Origin of the sequence: Streptomyces sp. NPDC005195 (assembly GCF_040608315.1) — a bacterium.
In the GTDB taxonomy this organism is placed as follows: Bacteria; Actinomycetota; Actinomycetes; order Streptomycetales; family Streptomycetaceae; genus Streptomyces; species Streptomyces kaempferi.
Map to the genome: position 1 here is coordinate 154821 of NZ_JBEXHZ010000009.1, position 14204 is coordinate 169024.

Annotated in this window: 13 protein-coding genes and 1 pseudogene; 7 read left to right on the forward strand and 7 right to left on the reverse strand. The window is 73.0% G+C overall.

Annotated features, from left to right (window positions below):
* Window positions 1–10 precede the first annotated feature (10 nt).
* Window positions 11–259: pseudogene (locus ABZV34_RS13440) on the forward strand (hypothetical protein); the annotation flags it as partial.
* A 19-nt stretch (window positions 260–278) separates the two neighbouring features.
* On the opposite strand, the gene ABZV34_RS13445 reads toward ABZV34_RS13440, so the two are convergent.
* From ABZV34_RS13445 to ABZV34_RS13465, 5 genes are all read right to left on the reverse strand, one after another.
* A complete protein-coding gene (locus tag ABZV34_RS13445; RefSeq protein WP_356274561.1) occupies window positions 279–653 on the reverse strand; it encodes a hypothetical protein in 375 nt (124 codons plus the stop codon).
* A 16-nt stretch (window positions 654–669) separates the two neighbouring features.
* The gene (locus ABZV34_RS13450) at window positions 670–1182 is read right to left on the reverse strand and encodes a roadblock/LC7 domain-containing protein (RefSeq protein ID WP_356274564.1); all 513 of its coding nucleotides are present in this window, start codon (window positions 1180–1182) and stop codon (window positions 670–672) included.
* Window positions 1183–1246: 64 nt separating this feature from the next.
* Window positions 1247–1978 carry a transcriptional regulator gene (locus tag ABZV34_RS13455; RefSeq protein WP_356274723.1) on the reverse strand — a complete coding sequence of 244 codons (732 nt, stop codon included), beginning with the start codon at window positions 1976–1978 and terminating at the stop codon, window positions 1247–1249.
* 77 nt (window positions 1979–2055) lie between these two features.
* Window positions 2056–2454, reverse strand: coding sequence for a hypothetical protein (locus ABZV34_RS13460; protein ID WP_356274567.1), 399 nt, complete (start codon window positions 2452–2454; stop codon window positions 2056–2058).
* A 231-nt stretch (window positions 2455–2685) separates the two neighbouring features.
* Window positions 2686–4158, reverse strand: a complete 1473-nt coding sequence (locus tag ABZV34_RS13465) for a diaminopimelate decarboxylase (RefSeq protein ID WP_356274569.1) — start codon at window positions 4156–4158, stop codon at window positions 2686–2688.
* Between the two features lie 143 nt (window positions 4159–4301).
* Here ABZV34_RS13465 and hutU point away from each other — a divergent pair, with 143 nt between their 5' ends.
* The 4 genes from hutU (at window position 4302) to hutI (ending at window position 9821) form a co-directional block, all read left to right on the forward strand.
* Window positions 4302–5966, forward strand: coding sequence for a urocanate hydratase (gene hutU / locus ABZV34_RS13470; protein WP_356274572.1), 1665 nt, complete (start codon window positions 4302–4304; stop codon window positions 5964–5966).
* 101 nt (window positions 5967–6067) lie between these two features.
* Entirely contained in the window at window positions 6068–7270 is a 1203-nt protein-coding gene (locus ABZV34_RS13475; RefSeq protein ID WP_356274726.1) for an allantoate amidohydrolase, read from the forward strand.
* Entirely contained in the window at window positions 7261–8619 is a 1359-nt protein-coding gene (locus ABZV34_RS13480; protein ID WP_356274729.1) for a formimidoylglutamate deiminase, read from the forward strand. Before ABZV34_RS13475 ends, ABZV34_RS13480 begins: the two co-directional genes overlap by 10 nt.
* Before the next feature lie 35 nt (window positions 8620–8654).
* Window positions 8655–9821, forward strand: a complete 1167-nt coding sequence (gene hutI / locus ABZV34_RS13485; RefSeq protein WP_356274575.1) for an imidazolonepropionase — start codon at window positions 8655–8657, stop codon at window positions 9819–9821.
* A 62-nt stretch (window positions 9822–9883) separates the two neighbouring features.
* Here hutI and ABZV34_RS13490 read toward each other — a convergent pair whose 3' ends face one another.
* Together ABZV34_RS13490 and ABZV34_RS13495 are read right to left on the reverse strand one after the other, a co-directional pair.
* Window positions 9884–11449, reverse strand: a complete 1566-nt coding sequence (locus ABZV34_RS13490; RefSeq protein WP_356274578.1) for an RICIN domain-containing protein — start codon at window positions 11447–11449, stop codon at window positions 9884–9886.
* Window positions 11450–11757: 308 nt separating this feature from the next.
* Window positions 11758–12666, reverse strand: a complete 909-nt coding sequence (locus ABZV34_RS13495) for an RNA polymerase sigma factor SigF (RefSeq protein ID WP_356274732.1) — start codon at window positions 12664–12666, stop codon at window positions 11758–11760.
* A gap of 249 nt (window positions 12667–12915) precedes the next feature.
* On the opposite strand from ABZV34_RS13495, the gene ABZV34_RS13500 reads away from it, so the two are divergent.
* Window positions 12916–13284, forward strand: coding sequence for an STAS domain-containing protein (locus ABZV34_RS13500; protein WP_168528463.1), 369 nt, complete (start codon window positions 12916–12918; stop codon window positions 13282–13284).
* A gap of 306 nt (window positions 13285–13590) precedes the next feature.
* A complete protein-coding gene (locus ABZV34_RS13505) occupies window positions 13591–14172 on the forward strand; it encodes an ATP-binding protein (RefSeq protein WP_356274581.1) in 582 nt (193 codons plus the stop codon).
* Window positions 14173–14204: the final 32 nt, after the last annotated feature.

The following is a 14204-nucleotide window of genomic DNA, read 5'->3' on the forward strand; positions in this document are numbered from 1 at the left end:
TGGAGCGGCCGCCGCGCTGGGCGGCTCCTTCGCCCGGCCCGCCGCGGGCGGCATGCTGCTGGCCGGCGCGGGCGTCGGACTGTGGCTGAAGGCCGGCTGGCTCGGGCGCCGCGAACGCGCCGCGCAGGCGCTGATCTGGGTACGGGTCGACTGGCTCGGCCGGGGCTCCGGTGCGCCCGCGGGCAAGCCGGTCAAGGCCTGCCGGGCCACCGGGGTGGCGGCCGGCGACGCCGCGCCCGGAGGAGCGCGACGTCGCTGACCGGACACCGGCCCGGCCGCTACACCTCGAGGTCCGCCTCGATCCTCTTCAACTGGTGCCTGGCCATCGCCAGGTTGGCACGTTTCGCGTCGAGCACCAGGTACAGGAAGAGCCCGTTGCCGCCGCGCCCCTTCATCAGCCGGATCAGGTGGTACTGGTCGGACAGTGTGATCAGGATGTCCTCGATGTCGCCCTTCAGCCCGAGGTGCTCCATGGTGCGCAGCTTGGCGCGGACGACGTCGGTGTTGCCGGCCGCCGCGACCGTGAGGTCGAAGCCCTTGCTGCCGCCGATCGTGCCCAGCGCCATGCCGCTGGTGTAGTCGACGAGAGCCGCTCCGGTCGCGCCCTCGATGGACGCCAGCGCCTCTTTCAGTGCGGTTTCGGTGTTGGTCATGGTGTGGTTCTCCCTCTCAGCTTTCCGATGTGCGTGGGGTGTTGGGTGTAGGTGTGGTCGATGTGCGGGACGCGCCGCGCGCCGGGCGGCCGCGTGTGGGGAGCGGGGCGGTGGCCCGGGTGGGCGCCCGCGCCGGGACGACCGGCTCACCGCGCGCCGTCGCGGCCTCCACGAGCTCGCCGATCCGGGTTCCCGAGCGCCGTCCCTCCAGATGCAGCCGGCCGACGTTGACCCGGTCCTGGGCCAGCAGCGTCAGTACGGCGGAGGCGCCCGCCGCGTACGTCGCCACATAGCCGTCGACGCCGCGCACCAGCAGTTCGCGGAAGTCGCCCTGCCCGGTGGCGTCCGCCATCCGCACGGCGACCCCCAGCGCGGCCGCCGTGAGCGCGGCCACGCCCTCGGGTTCCACTCCGGGCGTGTCGTGAGCGAGCACGAGACCGTCGACGCTGGCCGCCAGAGCACCGGTCAGCTGGGGCACACGGGCCCTCAACCGGTGCAGTTCGTCGAGGACTTCGGGTTCCGCCGCCATCAGCAGTCTCCTCTCGGCACGCTGTCGCAGCGCGCGGATCACAGGGCCTCCCGTCGTTCCGGGTTCACAGCGCCTCCAGCGCGTCTCGCAGCCGGCGCAGCAGCGCGACGTCGGGGTCGGCGGAGGACTGGGTGAGCACAGTGGGCACCGGAGCCCGCTCCGGCGGGGTCGCCGCCGTCACGACCCCGGCGGCGGCCAGCCGGCGGACGTCGACCAGGGTGTGGAAGGCCGGCCGCCCCAGGGCGAGCGAGATGTCCGAGGCCGTACGCAGGCCGTCCACCCGGCCGAGCACGGACCACTGCCGGAGCGGGACCGACGGCTCGCAGGAGCGCCGGGAGCGCGCCAGCGGAGCGGTGTCCGTCGCGGGGTCGGGCCAGACCCGGTGCAGCAGCTGACGGCGGCGCACCGTCTCGCGCTCCAGCGCGGCCACCGGTACGGGGCGTACCGGACCGAGCCAGTGCGCGGCCCCGTACCGGAACCGGGCCGGGGTGCTGCTGGGCTCCAGGACGAAGTACGCCGCGTCGTACAGCGCCCCGAGGTGGCACAGTTCGAGCGCGCCCTCGGCGATCCGGCCGCGTTCCACCAGGAACCGGCCGACCCGGCGCCGCGCGCCGGCCTCCGCGACCGCCTCCCGCCAGTCCTCCGCCGCCACCACGCCGCGTGCGGTGAGCAGCACGTCGAGCGAGGGGGTGGCGGGGCTCTCGGCGTGCACGACGTCTCCGTCGCAGAGGTAGAGCACACCGCGCTCGCGCACCAGTACGCCGGTGGCGCGCTCGGCGGCGAGCCGGCTGAGCATCGGCGAGACGGCGCCCGTGGTGCCCGCCCCCTTGTCGCGCACCGGAAGTTCGAGCGGGGGCGGTGTTCTGACCGTGGTCATCCCAGCACCAGCCGCCCTGCCATCTCGCCGAGTCTGATCCTCGCCAGAGCGAGGTTGCCGTCCGTCCGGTCCAGCCACAGGTGCAGGAAGACGCTGCTGTCGAAGGTGGTCCTGACGAACCGCAGCAGGTGGTAGCTGTCGCGGTTGCTGATGATCAGGTCCTCGACCGGTGTCTCCTGTTCGGACCAGTCGGAACCGTCGGCCGGGGCGAACGCCTTGTGCTCGGCGGCGAGCCGGGCGAGCTCGGCGGCCTCGGCCGCGGTCGTCTCGTGGTCACCGCCCGGCGCGTCCCCGACCGTCCCCAGGGCCAGCCCGCTGGTCCAGTCGACCACCGAGGCACCCCGGGCACCGGGCAGTCGCATGGCTTCCAGCAGGCACTCGTCGATTCCGGGCACCGTTTATCCCCTCCCGCCAAAGGGTTCGGCCGAGTGACGACGAAGTTACGCAACGTGTGCGTGGCGAGTGATGGAAATGGCATTTTCCTGTGGAACATGCCCGGTGGTGACTAAGCTAGGTCGACTGACCACATTTTCCGGTGGGTCGGGGGTCCGCTCGAAGACCCGCCGGGGGGCGCCAGTGAGCCCGTCGGGGCGTGCGGCCGGCTTTCGCGCGCTGTCGTCCGGGTCCTACAGTCCCGAGAGCGCGGACGGCTGGGCCCCGCCCGACTCCGCGACGATCTCGGCGAGGGTCTGCGGCTCCCGTACGACCGCGAAGCGCATCCCCGCGGTCCCGTGTCCGCCCGCGTCCCGGTCGTCGCCCGCGGGTGCGTAGCCGTGGATGCCGGGGCGGGCCAGGGAGTTGTACGCGTAGTGGTGCGCGAAGTAGTACGCGCCCGTGTCCAGCGCCGCCGCGTAGTCGCCCTGTTCGAGCAGCGGCAGCGCGAGGCCCTCGGCGAGCAGGTCACCCGCGAAACAGGCCGGGCCGGCGACGTCCTGCACCACGTCGGGCCCCGGCTTGGGCCGCCCCTTCGCGTCGTACGCGGCGATGCGCAGCGGCCAGGACGCGGGCGCGTAGACCGTACGGGCCGCGATCTGCACCCCGGCGTGCGTGACCGCCACCGGCCGTCCGCCGGCGGACTTCGCGTACTCGACCCGCGCGACCACGGTTCCGTGTTTGGCCAGCAGCGACCGCCCGAACTCGGTGACCAGTCCGTACCGCCCGTCGAAGAGCCCCGGCACCGCCTCGGCGAGCAGCCGCGCGTACTGCGCGTAGGTCGGGGCCGTGGCGTCGGAGCCGAAGTTGACCGGCAGTCCGCCGCCGATGTCGAGCGTGTCGATCTGCCGCCGGCCGACGTGCCGGTTGATCTCCTCGGCGAGCGCGTACGTCCGGGCGATCCCGCGGGCCATCAGTGAGAGCGGAATGCCCTGCGATCCGGTGTGCGCGTGCAGCCGGGTCAGCCAGGGGCGGTCGGCGTACGCCCGGACGATCCACTCCCGGGCGCCCTCGTCGCACAGCGCGACGCCGAACTTCGAGGTCGCCGTCGCGGTCGAGAGCGCCTCGATGGAACCTCCGCCGACCTGCGGGTTCACCCGGATTCCGAGAGGTGAGGCGGGATTCGTGGTCCCCACCAGGGTGTCGAGGCGCGCCAGCTCCTGCGGGTTGTCCGCGTTGACGGCGATGCCCAGCGTCAGCGCCTCGCGCAGTTCGGCGGTCGTCTTGGCCGGGGAGTCGAGCACGGTCCGGGACGGCGGTACTCCGGCCGCCCGGGCGAGGGCCAGCTCGCCCGGGCTCGCCACCTCGGCGCCGATGCCGTGCTCGTGCAGCAGCCGCAGTACGGGCACGAGGGGGGTCGCCTTCACCGCGAAGGCGTGCAGGACGGGCGTGCCGGGTGCCGTCACGGCGTCGAAGGCCGCCCGCAGGGTCGCCGCCGAGGCCCTGATGCCGGGAACGTCGAGCAGCGCGATGATGGGGGACTCGGGCCCCAGCAGCCCCTGTTCCACGGCGGCCCGGACCGCTTCGTCGCGCCGCGCCACCCGGTCGGAGTCCGGCCCGTGCCCGCCTTCCCTCGCGGGAGACGTGCCACCACCCGGGGACGTCACCCCGTGCCCGCCCGTCCCGCCGCCCACCGGATCCCCCGGCCTGTCCCTGTCTGAGCCCATACATCCCAGCCAAACACCCGCGGCGCGCCCGCGCTGGCCCACGCCTCTATTGACTAGCTCTATTCAAAGCGACAGGATGTGAATATCTGCTGCAATACTTCGCTGCAGCATCAGCCGGCACAGTTCCGCACAGGAGGCAGACCATGTCAGGACCCCGCCCCGTCCGAGCGCCGCGCGGTACGGAACTGAGTGCCCTGGGATGGCAGCAGGAAGCCGCGCTGCGGATGCTGCAGAACAACCTCGACCCCGAGGTCGCCGAGCACCCCGACAAGCTCGTCGTCTACGGCGGCACCGGCAAGGCCGCCCGCGACTGGCGCTCCTTCGACGCCATGGTGCGCACCCTGCGGACCCTGAAGCAGGACGAGACGATGCTCGTCCAGTCCGGCCGTCCCGTCGGTGTCATGCAGACCCACGAGTGGGCCCCGCGTGTCCTCATCGCCAACTCCAACCTGGTCGGCGACTGGGCCAACTGGGAGGAGTTCCGGCGCCTGGAGGCGCTCGGCCTCACCATGTACGGCCAGATGACGGCCGGCTCCTGGATCTACATCGGCACCCAGGGCATCCTCCAGGGCACCTACGAGACCTTCTCCGCCGTCGCCGCGAAGAAGTTCGGCGGCACGCTCGCCGGCACCATCACCCTGACCGCCGGTCTCGGCGGCATGGGCGGTGCCCAGCCCCTCGCCGTGACGATGAACGACGGCGTCGCGATCTGCGTCGACGTCGACCCGCGCGCCATCGAGCGCCGCATCGAGCACCGCTACCTGGACGTGCGGGCCGACTCCCTGGAGCACGCCCTCCAGCTCGCCGTCGAGGCCCGCGACCAGCGCAAGCCGCTCTCCATCGGCCTCCTGGGCAACGCCGCCGAGCTGCTGCCGCGGATGCTCGCCGAGGGCGCCCCCATCGACATCGTGACCGACCAGACCTCGGCCCACGACCCGCTCGCCTACCTCCCCGTCGGCGTGGACCTCGACGACATGGCCTCGTACGCGGCCAAGGACCCGGCCGGCTTCACCACCCGCGCCCGCGAGTCGATGGCCCGCCACGTCGAGGCCATGGTCGGCTTCATGGACGCCGGCGCCGAGGTCTTCGACTACGGCAACTCGATCCGCGGCGAGGCCCAGCTCGCCGGGTACGAGCGGGCGTTCGCCTTCCCGGGCTTCGTCCCCGCCTACATCCGCCCGCTCTTCTCCGAGGGCAAGGGCCCCTTCCGCTGGGCCGCCCTGTCCGGCGAGGCCTCCGACATCCACAAGACCGACAAGGCGATCCTCGACCTCTTCCCGGAGAACGAGTCCCTGCACCGCTGGATCAAGCTGGCCGGTGAGCGCGTCCACTTCCAGGGCCTGCCCGCCCGCATCTGCTGGCTCGGCTACGGCGAGCGCGACAAGGCGGGCGAGCGCTTCAACGACATGGTGGCCTCCGGCGAGCTCGCCGCGCCCCTCGCCATCGGCCGCGACCACCTCGACTGCGGTTCCGTCGCCTCCCCGTACCGCGAGACCGAGGCCATGCTCGACGGCTCCGACGCGATCGCGGACTGGCCGCTGCTCAACGCCATGGTGAACGTCGCCTCGGGCGCCTCCTGGGTCTCCATCCACCACGGCGGCGGCGTCGGCATGGGCCGCTCCATCCACGCGGGCCAGGTCACCGTCGCCGACGGCACCGTGCTGGCCGGCGAGAAGATCCGCCGCGTCCTGACCAACGACCCCGGCATGGGCGTCATCCGTCACGTGGACGCCGGCTACGACATCGCCGAGTCCGTCGCCGCCGAGCGCGGCGTGCGCGTCCCGATGCGGGAAGGCGAGTCCGCGTGACCCAGCACGACGGCGGCCCGGGGACCGTGCCCCCGGCCGCCCCGGCCGCCCCGGCCGCCCCGACGGTACCGGGCGGCTCCGTGCCGGCCTCCTTCCACACCATGTGGCGGGACCTGCGGCCCATCGGGCGCCACGCGGACAGCGGTGGATACCGCCGGTTCGCCTGGACCGGGGCCGACGCCGACTGCCGGGCGTGGTTCCGCTCGCAGGCCGAGTCCCGCGGGCTGCGCTACGAACTGGACCGCAACGGGAACCAGTGGGCCTGGCTCGGTGACCCCGCCGAGGGCGACGCCGTGGTCACCGGATCCCATCTGGACTCCGTGCCCGACGGGGGTGCCTTCGACGGGCCGCTCGGCGTCGTGTCCTCCTTCGCCGCCCTCGACGAACTGCGCGGCAGACAGGCCCGGTTCACCAGGCCCCTCGCCCTCGTCAACTTCGGGGACGAGGAGGGCGCCCGGTTCGGACTCGCCTGCGTCGGCTCCCGACTGGCCGCCGGGCAGCTCACCGCCGAGCAGGCACACCGGCTCACGGACGCCGACGGCGTCACGCTCCCGCAGGCCATGGAGCGGGCCGGGTACGACCCCGACACCATCGGACCGGACCCGGAACGCCTCTCCCGTATCGGCGCCTTCGTCGAACTCCACGTCGAGCAGGGCCGCGCCCTCGACCTGTCCGGCGACCGGGTCGGCATCGCCAGCGCCATCTGGCCCCACGGCCGCTGGCGCTTCGACTTCCGGGGCGAGGCCAACCACGCGGGCACCACCCGGCTCGTGGACCGCCGCGACCCGATGCTCCCGTACGCCGAGACCGTGCTCGCCGCCCGGCGCGAGGCCCTGATCACGGGCGCCGTCGCCACCTTCGGCAAGATCTCCGTCGAGCCGAACGGCGTGAACGCCATCCCGTCGCTGGTGCGCGGCTGGCTGGACTCCCGCGCCGCCGACCAGCCGACCCTCGACACGGTCGTCACCGGCATCGAGAAGGCGGCCCGGGAGTACGCGCACGCCCAGGGCGTCGAACTCGACGTCGTGCGCGAGTCGTTCACCCCCGTCGTCGAGTTCGAGCACGCCCTGCGCGACGAGCTCGCCCGCATCCTCACCACCACGGCGGACCTCACCGTCCCCGTACTGGGGACGGGCGCCGGACACGACGCCGGAATCCTCTCCGGGACCGTCCCGACCGCCATGCTGTTCGTACGCAACCCCACGGGTGTCTCGCACTCCCCGGCCGAGTACGCCGCCGAGGACGACTGCGTGGCCGGGGTGACCGCACTCGCCGACGTACTCGAAGGGCTGGCCTGCAGGTGACGCAGACGTACTGGCTGGAACACGCCTGGCTCGACACCCACGTCGAGCCGGGCGTCGCCCTGACCGTGTCGGCCGGCGGCTCCGCCGCGGACGGCCGCATCACCGCCCTGCGCACGGGCGTCCGCACCCCGCCCCCGGGCGCCGAGATCCTGCGCGGACTCACCCTCCCGGGACTCGCCGACGCCCACTCGCACGCCTTCCACCGAGCCCTGCGCGGCACCGTCCAGGTGGGCTCCGGCACCTTCTGGACCTGGCGCGAGATCATGTACTCCGTCGCGGACCGGCTGACCCCCGAGACCTACCACGCGCTCGCCCGCGCGGTGTACGCCGAGATGGCGCTCGCGGGCGTCACGGCCGTCGGCGAGTTCCACTACCTGCACCACGCCCCGGGCGGCACCCCCTACGCCGACCCGAACGCGATGGGCGAGGCACTGATCGAGGCCGCGCGGGACGCCGGCCTCAGGATCACGCTGCTCGACACGGCGTACGTCTCCTCGGGCTTCGGCCAGCCGCCCAACCGCCACCAGCTGCGCTTCTCCGACGGCAGCGCGGACGCCTGGGCGGAACGCGCCTCCCTCCTCAAGGACCGTGACCACGCACGGATCGGCGCGGCCGTCCACTCCGTACGCGCCGTGCCCGCCGGACAGCTGGCGACCGTGGCGCGCTGGACCGAGGAACGGCGCGCCCCGCTCCACGTGCACCTGTCCGAGCAGACCGCGGAGAACGACGCCTGTCTGCGGCACCACGGCTGCACACCCACCCGGCTGCTCGCCGACCACGGCGTGCTCGGCCCGCGCACCACGGGCATCCACAACACGCACCTCACCGACGAGGACATCGCCCTGCTCGGCGGCTCCTCGACCGGCACCTGCATGTGCCCCACCACCGAACGCGACCTCGCCGACGGCATCGGCCCCGCCGCCGCCCTGCAGCGCGCGGGCTCGCCCCTCTCCCTCGGCTCCGACAGCCACGCCGTCATCGACCTCCTCGAAGAGGCCCGCGCGATGGAGCTGAACGAACGCCTGCGCACCCGCACCCGCGGCCACTGGACGGCCGCGGCCCTGCTGCGCGCCGCCTCCGCGGACGGTCACGCCGCCCTGGGCTGGGACGACGCGGGCATCCTGGAAGTCGGCGCGCGCGCCGACTTCACGACGATCGCCCTCGACTCGGTCAGAACGGCGGGCACGCTGCCGCGACTCGGCGCGGAGTCGGCCGTGTTCGCCGCGACGGCCGCCGACGTACGCCACACGGTCGTGGCGGGCCGGCCCGTCGTACGCGACGGCGCGCACACCCTCGTACCGGATGTGCCGAAGGCCCTCGCGGACGCCGTCGAAGCGCTGCGCGCCTGACCTCCGTCCACAGGCTCACCACCGACAAGGACGCCATGAGCACCGTCATCACCAACATCGCCACGCTGGTCACCAACGATCCCTCCCTCGGTGACGGACCCCTCGGTCCGATCCGGGACGCGGCCGTCGTCATCGACGGCGACCGCGTCGCGTGGACCGGTGAATCAAGAAAGGCACCCGCCGCCGACAACCGGGTCGACGCCGGGGGCCGGGCCGTCGTCCCCGGCTTCGTGGACTCCCACTCGCACCTCGTCTTCGCCGGCGACCGCACCGAGGAGTTCAACGCCCGGATGTCCGGCCGCGGCTACACGGCGGGCGGCATCCGCACCACCGTCGCGGCGACCCGCGCCGCGAGCGACGAGGAGCTGGAGCGGAACCTCACGCACTACCTCGGCGAGGCCCTTCGCCAGGGCACCACGACCTTCGAGACGAAGTCGGGCTACGGGCTCACCGTCGAGGACGAGGCACGCGCCCTGCGGATCGCGGCCCGCCACACCGACGAGGTCACCTACCTCGGCGCGCACATCGTCGCCCCCGAGCACGCCGACGACCCGGCCGCGTACGTGGCCCTGGTGACCGGCGAGATGCTCGACGCCTGCGCTCCGTACGCCCGTTGGATCGACGTCTTCTGCGAGAAGGGCGCCTTCGACGGCGACCAGGCCCGCGCCGTCCTCACCGCGGGAAAGGCGAAGGGCCTGCACCCGCGCGTCCACGCCAACCAGCTCACCTACGGCCCCGGCGTCCAGCTCGCCGTCGAACTCGACGCGGCGAGCGCCGACCACTGCACGCACCTGACCGACGCCGACGTGGCGGCGCTCGCGAGCGGAAACACCGTGGCGACGCTGCTGCCCGGAGCCGAGTTCTCCACCCGCGCCGAGTGGCCGGACGCCCGCCGCCTGCTGGACGCGGGCGTCACCGTCGCCCTCTCCACCGACTGCAACCCGGGCTCCTCCTTCACCTCGTCCGTGCCGTTCTGCATCGCGCTCGCGGTGCGGGACATGGGGATGACCCCGGACGAGGCGGTGTGGTCGGCCACGGCGGGCGGCGCCGCGGCCCTGCGGCGCGAGGACATCGGCCGCCTCACCGTCGGCGCCCGCGCGGACCTGGCCCTCCTGGACGCGCCCAGCCACGTCCACCTCGCCTACCGGCCCGGCGTACCGCTGGTCACCGGAGTCTGGCGGGGCGGCGTACGCGAGGTCTGACCGTCAAGCCCCGCCCCGGCCCTCCCGTGGCCAGGTCCTGACCGTCCCCGGGCCGGGTCCGGTCAGGACGCCCCCGCCCGCCACCGCTGCTCCCCGCCCCCGTTCAGCGGGAGCAGCGCCAGGCCGTCGCCGCCGTCCGGGGTGAGCCCGGTCTCGATGGCGACGGCCGGGCGGATCACGCCGTCGTCGCCCACGGTGAACCGCAGGTTCTGGGCGTGCCGGCCCTCGGCCGAGGAGCACTCCCAGATGCCGACGCCGTTGTCGACGGAGCCGCGGCTGTCCAGACAGAAGTCGGTGTCGGCGTACGACTGGAGGACGCCGAGGGAGGCGTCCACGCGCCAGCGCTGGGTGGACGAGGAGCCGCAGGGGGCCGTGACGACGTCCGTGCCCTTCTCCAGGTCGCCGTCGCGGATGTCCAGGCACAGGCCCGAGGCGGTGTTCACCACCTGGGCGTACGCGGCTCCCGGCGGAGCGGCCGGGGTGGGCGTGGGGGACGGCCCGGGACGCGCGGACCTCGACGGGGACGCGGGCGCGGTGGGGGAGGCGGAGGCGGTGGCCGCCGAGGCCGACGGGACGGACGGGGACGGGGAGAGGGACGGGGCCGCCGGGACCGTCGCCGTGACCGTCACCGACGGCGGGCTCGAGGGTGTGCCGACCGGACCCGCCGCGTTCTGGGCCGGTGAGCCACCGGACGGCAGCAGGAGGAGCAGCGGCGCCAGGGCGACCCCGAGGGCCGCCGACGCCAGCACCAGGCGGCGGGACGGGGGCCAGGGCGGCCCGGACGACACCCGGGCGCCGGGCGCCGGCTCGTGGGTGCCGGTCAGGGCGTACGCCGTGCCGGCCCAGGGCAGCAGGCCCTCGGCCAGGGTGGTGCGCGGGTGGTCGCGCAGGGCGGACAGTTCCTCGTACGCCGTCGTGCAGTGCGCGCAGTGCGCCATGTGGGCGTCCAGGTCGGAACTGAAGCGCGGGTTGTCGGGCCGCAGCGATTCCTCGATCAGCCGCCGGAAGTCCCCGCAGGAGGGGTCGTCGGAGGCGGCCAGCCGGGACTTCAGACAGGCCTGCCCCAACGTCTGGAGCGCCTGCTCCGTGCCGTACGTCACGTCCTCACGGGTGAGACCGAGCAGCACCGCCGTCCGCTCCTCGGGCTCCCGCTCGACCAGCCCGTACCAGATCAGGCCCTGGGCGCGGGACGGGAGGGACTGGAACGCCGGGAGCATCCGCGGGACGGGGCCCCCGGGGCCTGCCGTGTTCAGGACCAGGAGCAGCCCGGCGTCGAGGCCGGCGGCCCGCTCGTCGGCGGCCCAGGACACGGCCACCCGCGAGGTCAGCAGGAGGAGCTGGTGCCGCCACGGGGAACCGGGGTCGCTGCCGCGGGCCGTCTCCCGGGCCGCGAGGGTGAAGGCCTGCGCCGCGAGCTGGCGTGCCACGGACTCGCTCGTGGTGCACAGGCGGGCGTAGGCGAGGACCGACGCGCGGTGGCGGCCGCGGAGTTCCTGGAGTGCCGGGTACGCGGTCGCGGTGGCGGCGCGCAGGAGTTCGGTCAGACGCGCGTCGGGCGTGTGCGCGTGCGCCGTGCCACCCTCGGCCCCGGTCTCGTCGTCCCTGCCGGCCGGATCGCCCTGAGTCATCCCTCCGCCTCCCCCTCCCCCGTGCGGTCGCTCGCCCCGTACTGACGTACCGGCCAGTTTGGGGGTGCCCACAGTGACAGCGGTGACCCTCCGGGGAAAGAGTTGGCGAGGAGGTTTCCCCGGGTAACTTCCGCCGGGGGGAGAGGAACCGCGCGGAATGAACCGGATGAAGCGGAAAGAAGCGGTCCGGCGCCGTCAGGGCCGGACCGCTTTCCACCGGGACCACGCGGGGGAGTTCCGGGACCGCTTGTGGGGGTACCAGGAGTGCGTGGGAGAGTTCCGGGACCGTTCGTGGGGGTGAGGCTCCGTCACTCCTCGACGGTGAGGCCCCTGCGGAGCCGCACCAGCGTGCGCGACAGCAGCCGCGACACGTGCATCTGCGAGATGCCGAGTTCGTCGCCGATCTCGGACTGGGTCATGTTGGCGACGAATCGCAGCGACAGGATCTGCCGGTCGCGCGGCGGGAGACCGGCGATCAGGGGCTTGAGGGACTCCACGTACTCGATGCCTTCGAGCCCGTGGTCCTCGTAGCCGATGCGGTCCGCGAGCGCGCCTTCGGAGTCGTCCTCCTCGGGCTGGGCGTCCAGCGAGCTGGCCGTGTAGGCGTTCGAGGCGGCCATGCCCTCGACGACCTCGTCGTTGGTGATGCCCAGGCGTTCCGCCAACTCGCCCACGGTGGGTGACCGGTCGAGCCGCTGGGCGAGCTCGTCGCCCGCCTTGGCCAGGTCGAGCCGGAGTTCCTGCAGCCTGCGCGGCACGCGCACGGACCAGGAGGTGTCGCGGAAGAAGCGCTTGATCTCGCCGATGATGGTCGGCATCGCGAAGGTGGGGAATTCCACGCCGCGGCTCAGCTCGAAGCGGTCGATCGCCTTGATCAGGCCGATCGTGCCGACCTGGATGATGTCCTCCATCGGCTCGCTGCGGGAGCGGAAGCGGGAGGCGGCGAACTTCACCAGCGCGAGGTTGAGTTCGACGAGCGTGTTGCGGACGTACGAGTAGTCGTGGGTGCCCTCTTCGAGGGACTCCAGGCGCTCGAAGAGCGTCTTGGACAGGGCTCGTGCGTCCACCGCCCCCACCTCGTCGTACGGGGGGATCTCCGGAAGCCCTTCCAGACCCGCGAGCTCCGCGCCGTGGTCGGCGGGATCGTGGTCCGGGTGCTCCGGAGAGGGTGCCGACGTCGCCCTCTGGGTCTGCGATGCGTCGAGCCGGGGTGACATGGTGTCCTCCATCGTTCTCGGCATATGGCCGCCGATGCCAATACGTGCACTGCGGTGTGCGGCGCCTCCGTGGCCGGCCGTGTCGAATAGCTGTCGCTACTAGCCCTACCCGCTTTCGCGTATCCCTCGCAAGTGCCTTTCCTTGCTAAATGTCCGTTTTCGAGGGGTTGTTCGGGTGTCGGAGATCGTGGGGAAGGCGTAGTGTTCGAGTGTGTAACCAGGACCCACGACGCTCGGGAGAGAGACGGCATGGACCGCGGGACGGTCGGCAGCGCACAGTCGGGCCGGCTTCTTGTCGAGGTGCGGGAAGAGGGCTCTAGCGCCGTCGTGACCCCCGCGGGTGAGTTGGATCACCACACGGCCGAATTGTTGCGTGAGCCACTCGAGGCCTGCCTCGAGAAGGGGTACTCCCGGCTCGTCGTGGACTGTTCACGGCTGGAGTTCTGCGACTCCACGGGACTCAACGTGTTGCTCGGCGCCCGGCTCAAGGCCGAGGCCGCGGGCGGCGGGGTCCATCTGGCGGGGATGCTGCCGGTGGTGGCCCGGGTCTTCGAGATCACCGGGGCGGACGCCGTCTTCACCGTTCACGAGTCGCTCGATGCCGCGCTGGCCGACTAGCCGGGGCGTCCGGGCGCCGCTCTGCCGCGTCCAGGTCCCCCCGGACGGCCGCAGCGTCACGTCCGTCACACATTCCCGGTCGGCCAGGGGGGTGTTCCCGCGCGACAGCCGGGCAGGAGACATCCTGACCGTGTTGGTGGGAATCGGTGGGAACGTCGGAGAGAAACGCTGCAGATATTCGTCCCGAGCGTCCTGGACGCGGAAGTGCCCTGAGGTCCTGAGTGCGGAAGCCCCTGGTGTGCGTACCACATGCTGAGTACTGAGTCTTGAATCGTGATACTGGTGAATCGGTGAGGTGAAGCGCTGATGAGCACCACCCGGCCTTACTCGCCGGGCGACCGCGGCCCGGAGTCGGGCGACGGCGGCGCTTCCGGGGTGTCGGGAGACGGCGTGAGCGTGTCCGGGCGCCCGGTGGCCCCGACCGCCGACGGCGTGTCCCTGACGGTGTCCGCGGACGACGCGGGCGTTCCGTCCGCCGGCCGGTCGGCCCGCAGACTGAGTTTCGAGGGGGAGAGCGGCGTCGTGCCGCTCGCCCGCGACTTCGCCCGCCAGGCGCTGCACGCGTGGGGATGGCTGCCCGCCGCGGGCGCCGACCGGCGAGCCGCCGCCGAGGACGTCCTGCTGGTCGTCTCCGAACTGGTCACCAACGCCTGTCTGCACGCCGAGGGTCCGGAGGAGCTCCGGATCAGCTGCGACAACAAGGTGCTGCGCGTCGAGGTCTCCGACCGGGGCACCGGTCAGCCCGCACCGCGCACCCCGCACCGCGCCGGACGGCCCGGCGGCCACGGCATGTTCATCGTGCAGCGGCTGTGCCTGGACTGGGGAGTCGTCCGCGCCCCGGACGTCGTCGGCAAGACCGTATGGGCGGAACTCGGGGCACCTGCCTGACGCCCACCAGGAGTTACCCGCGGTCATGACGC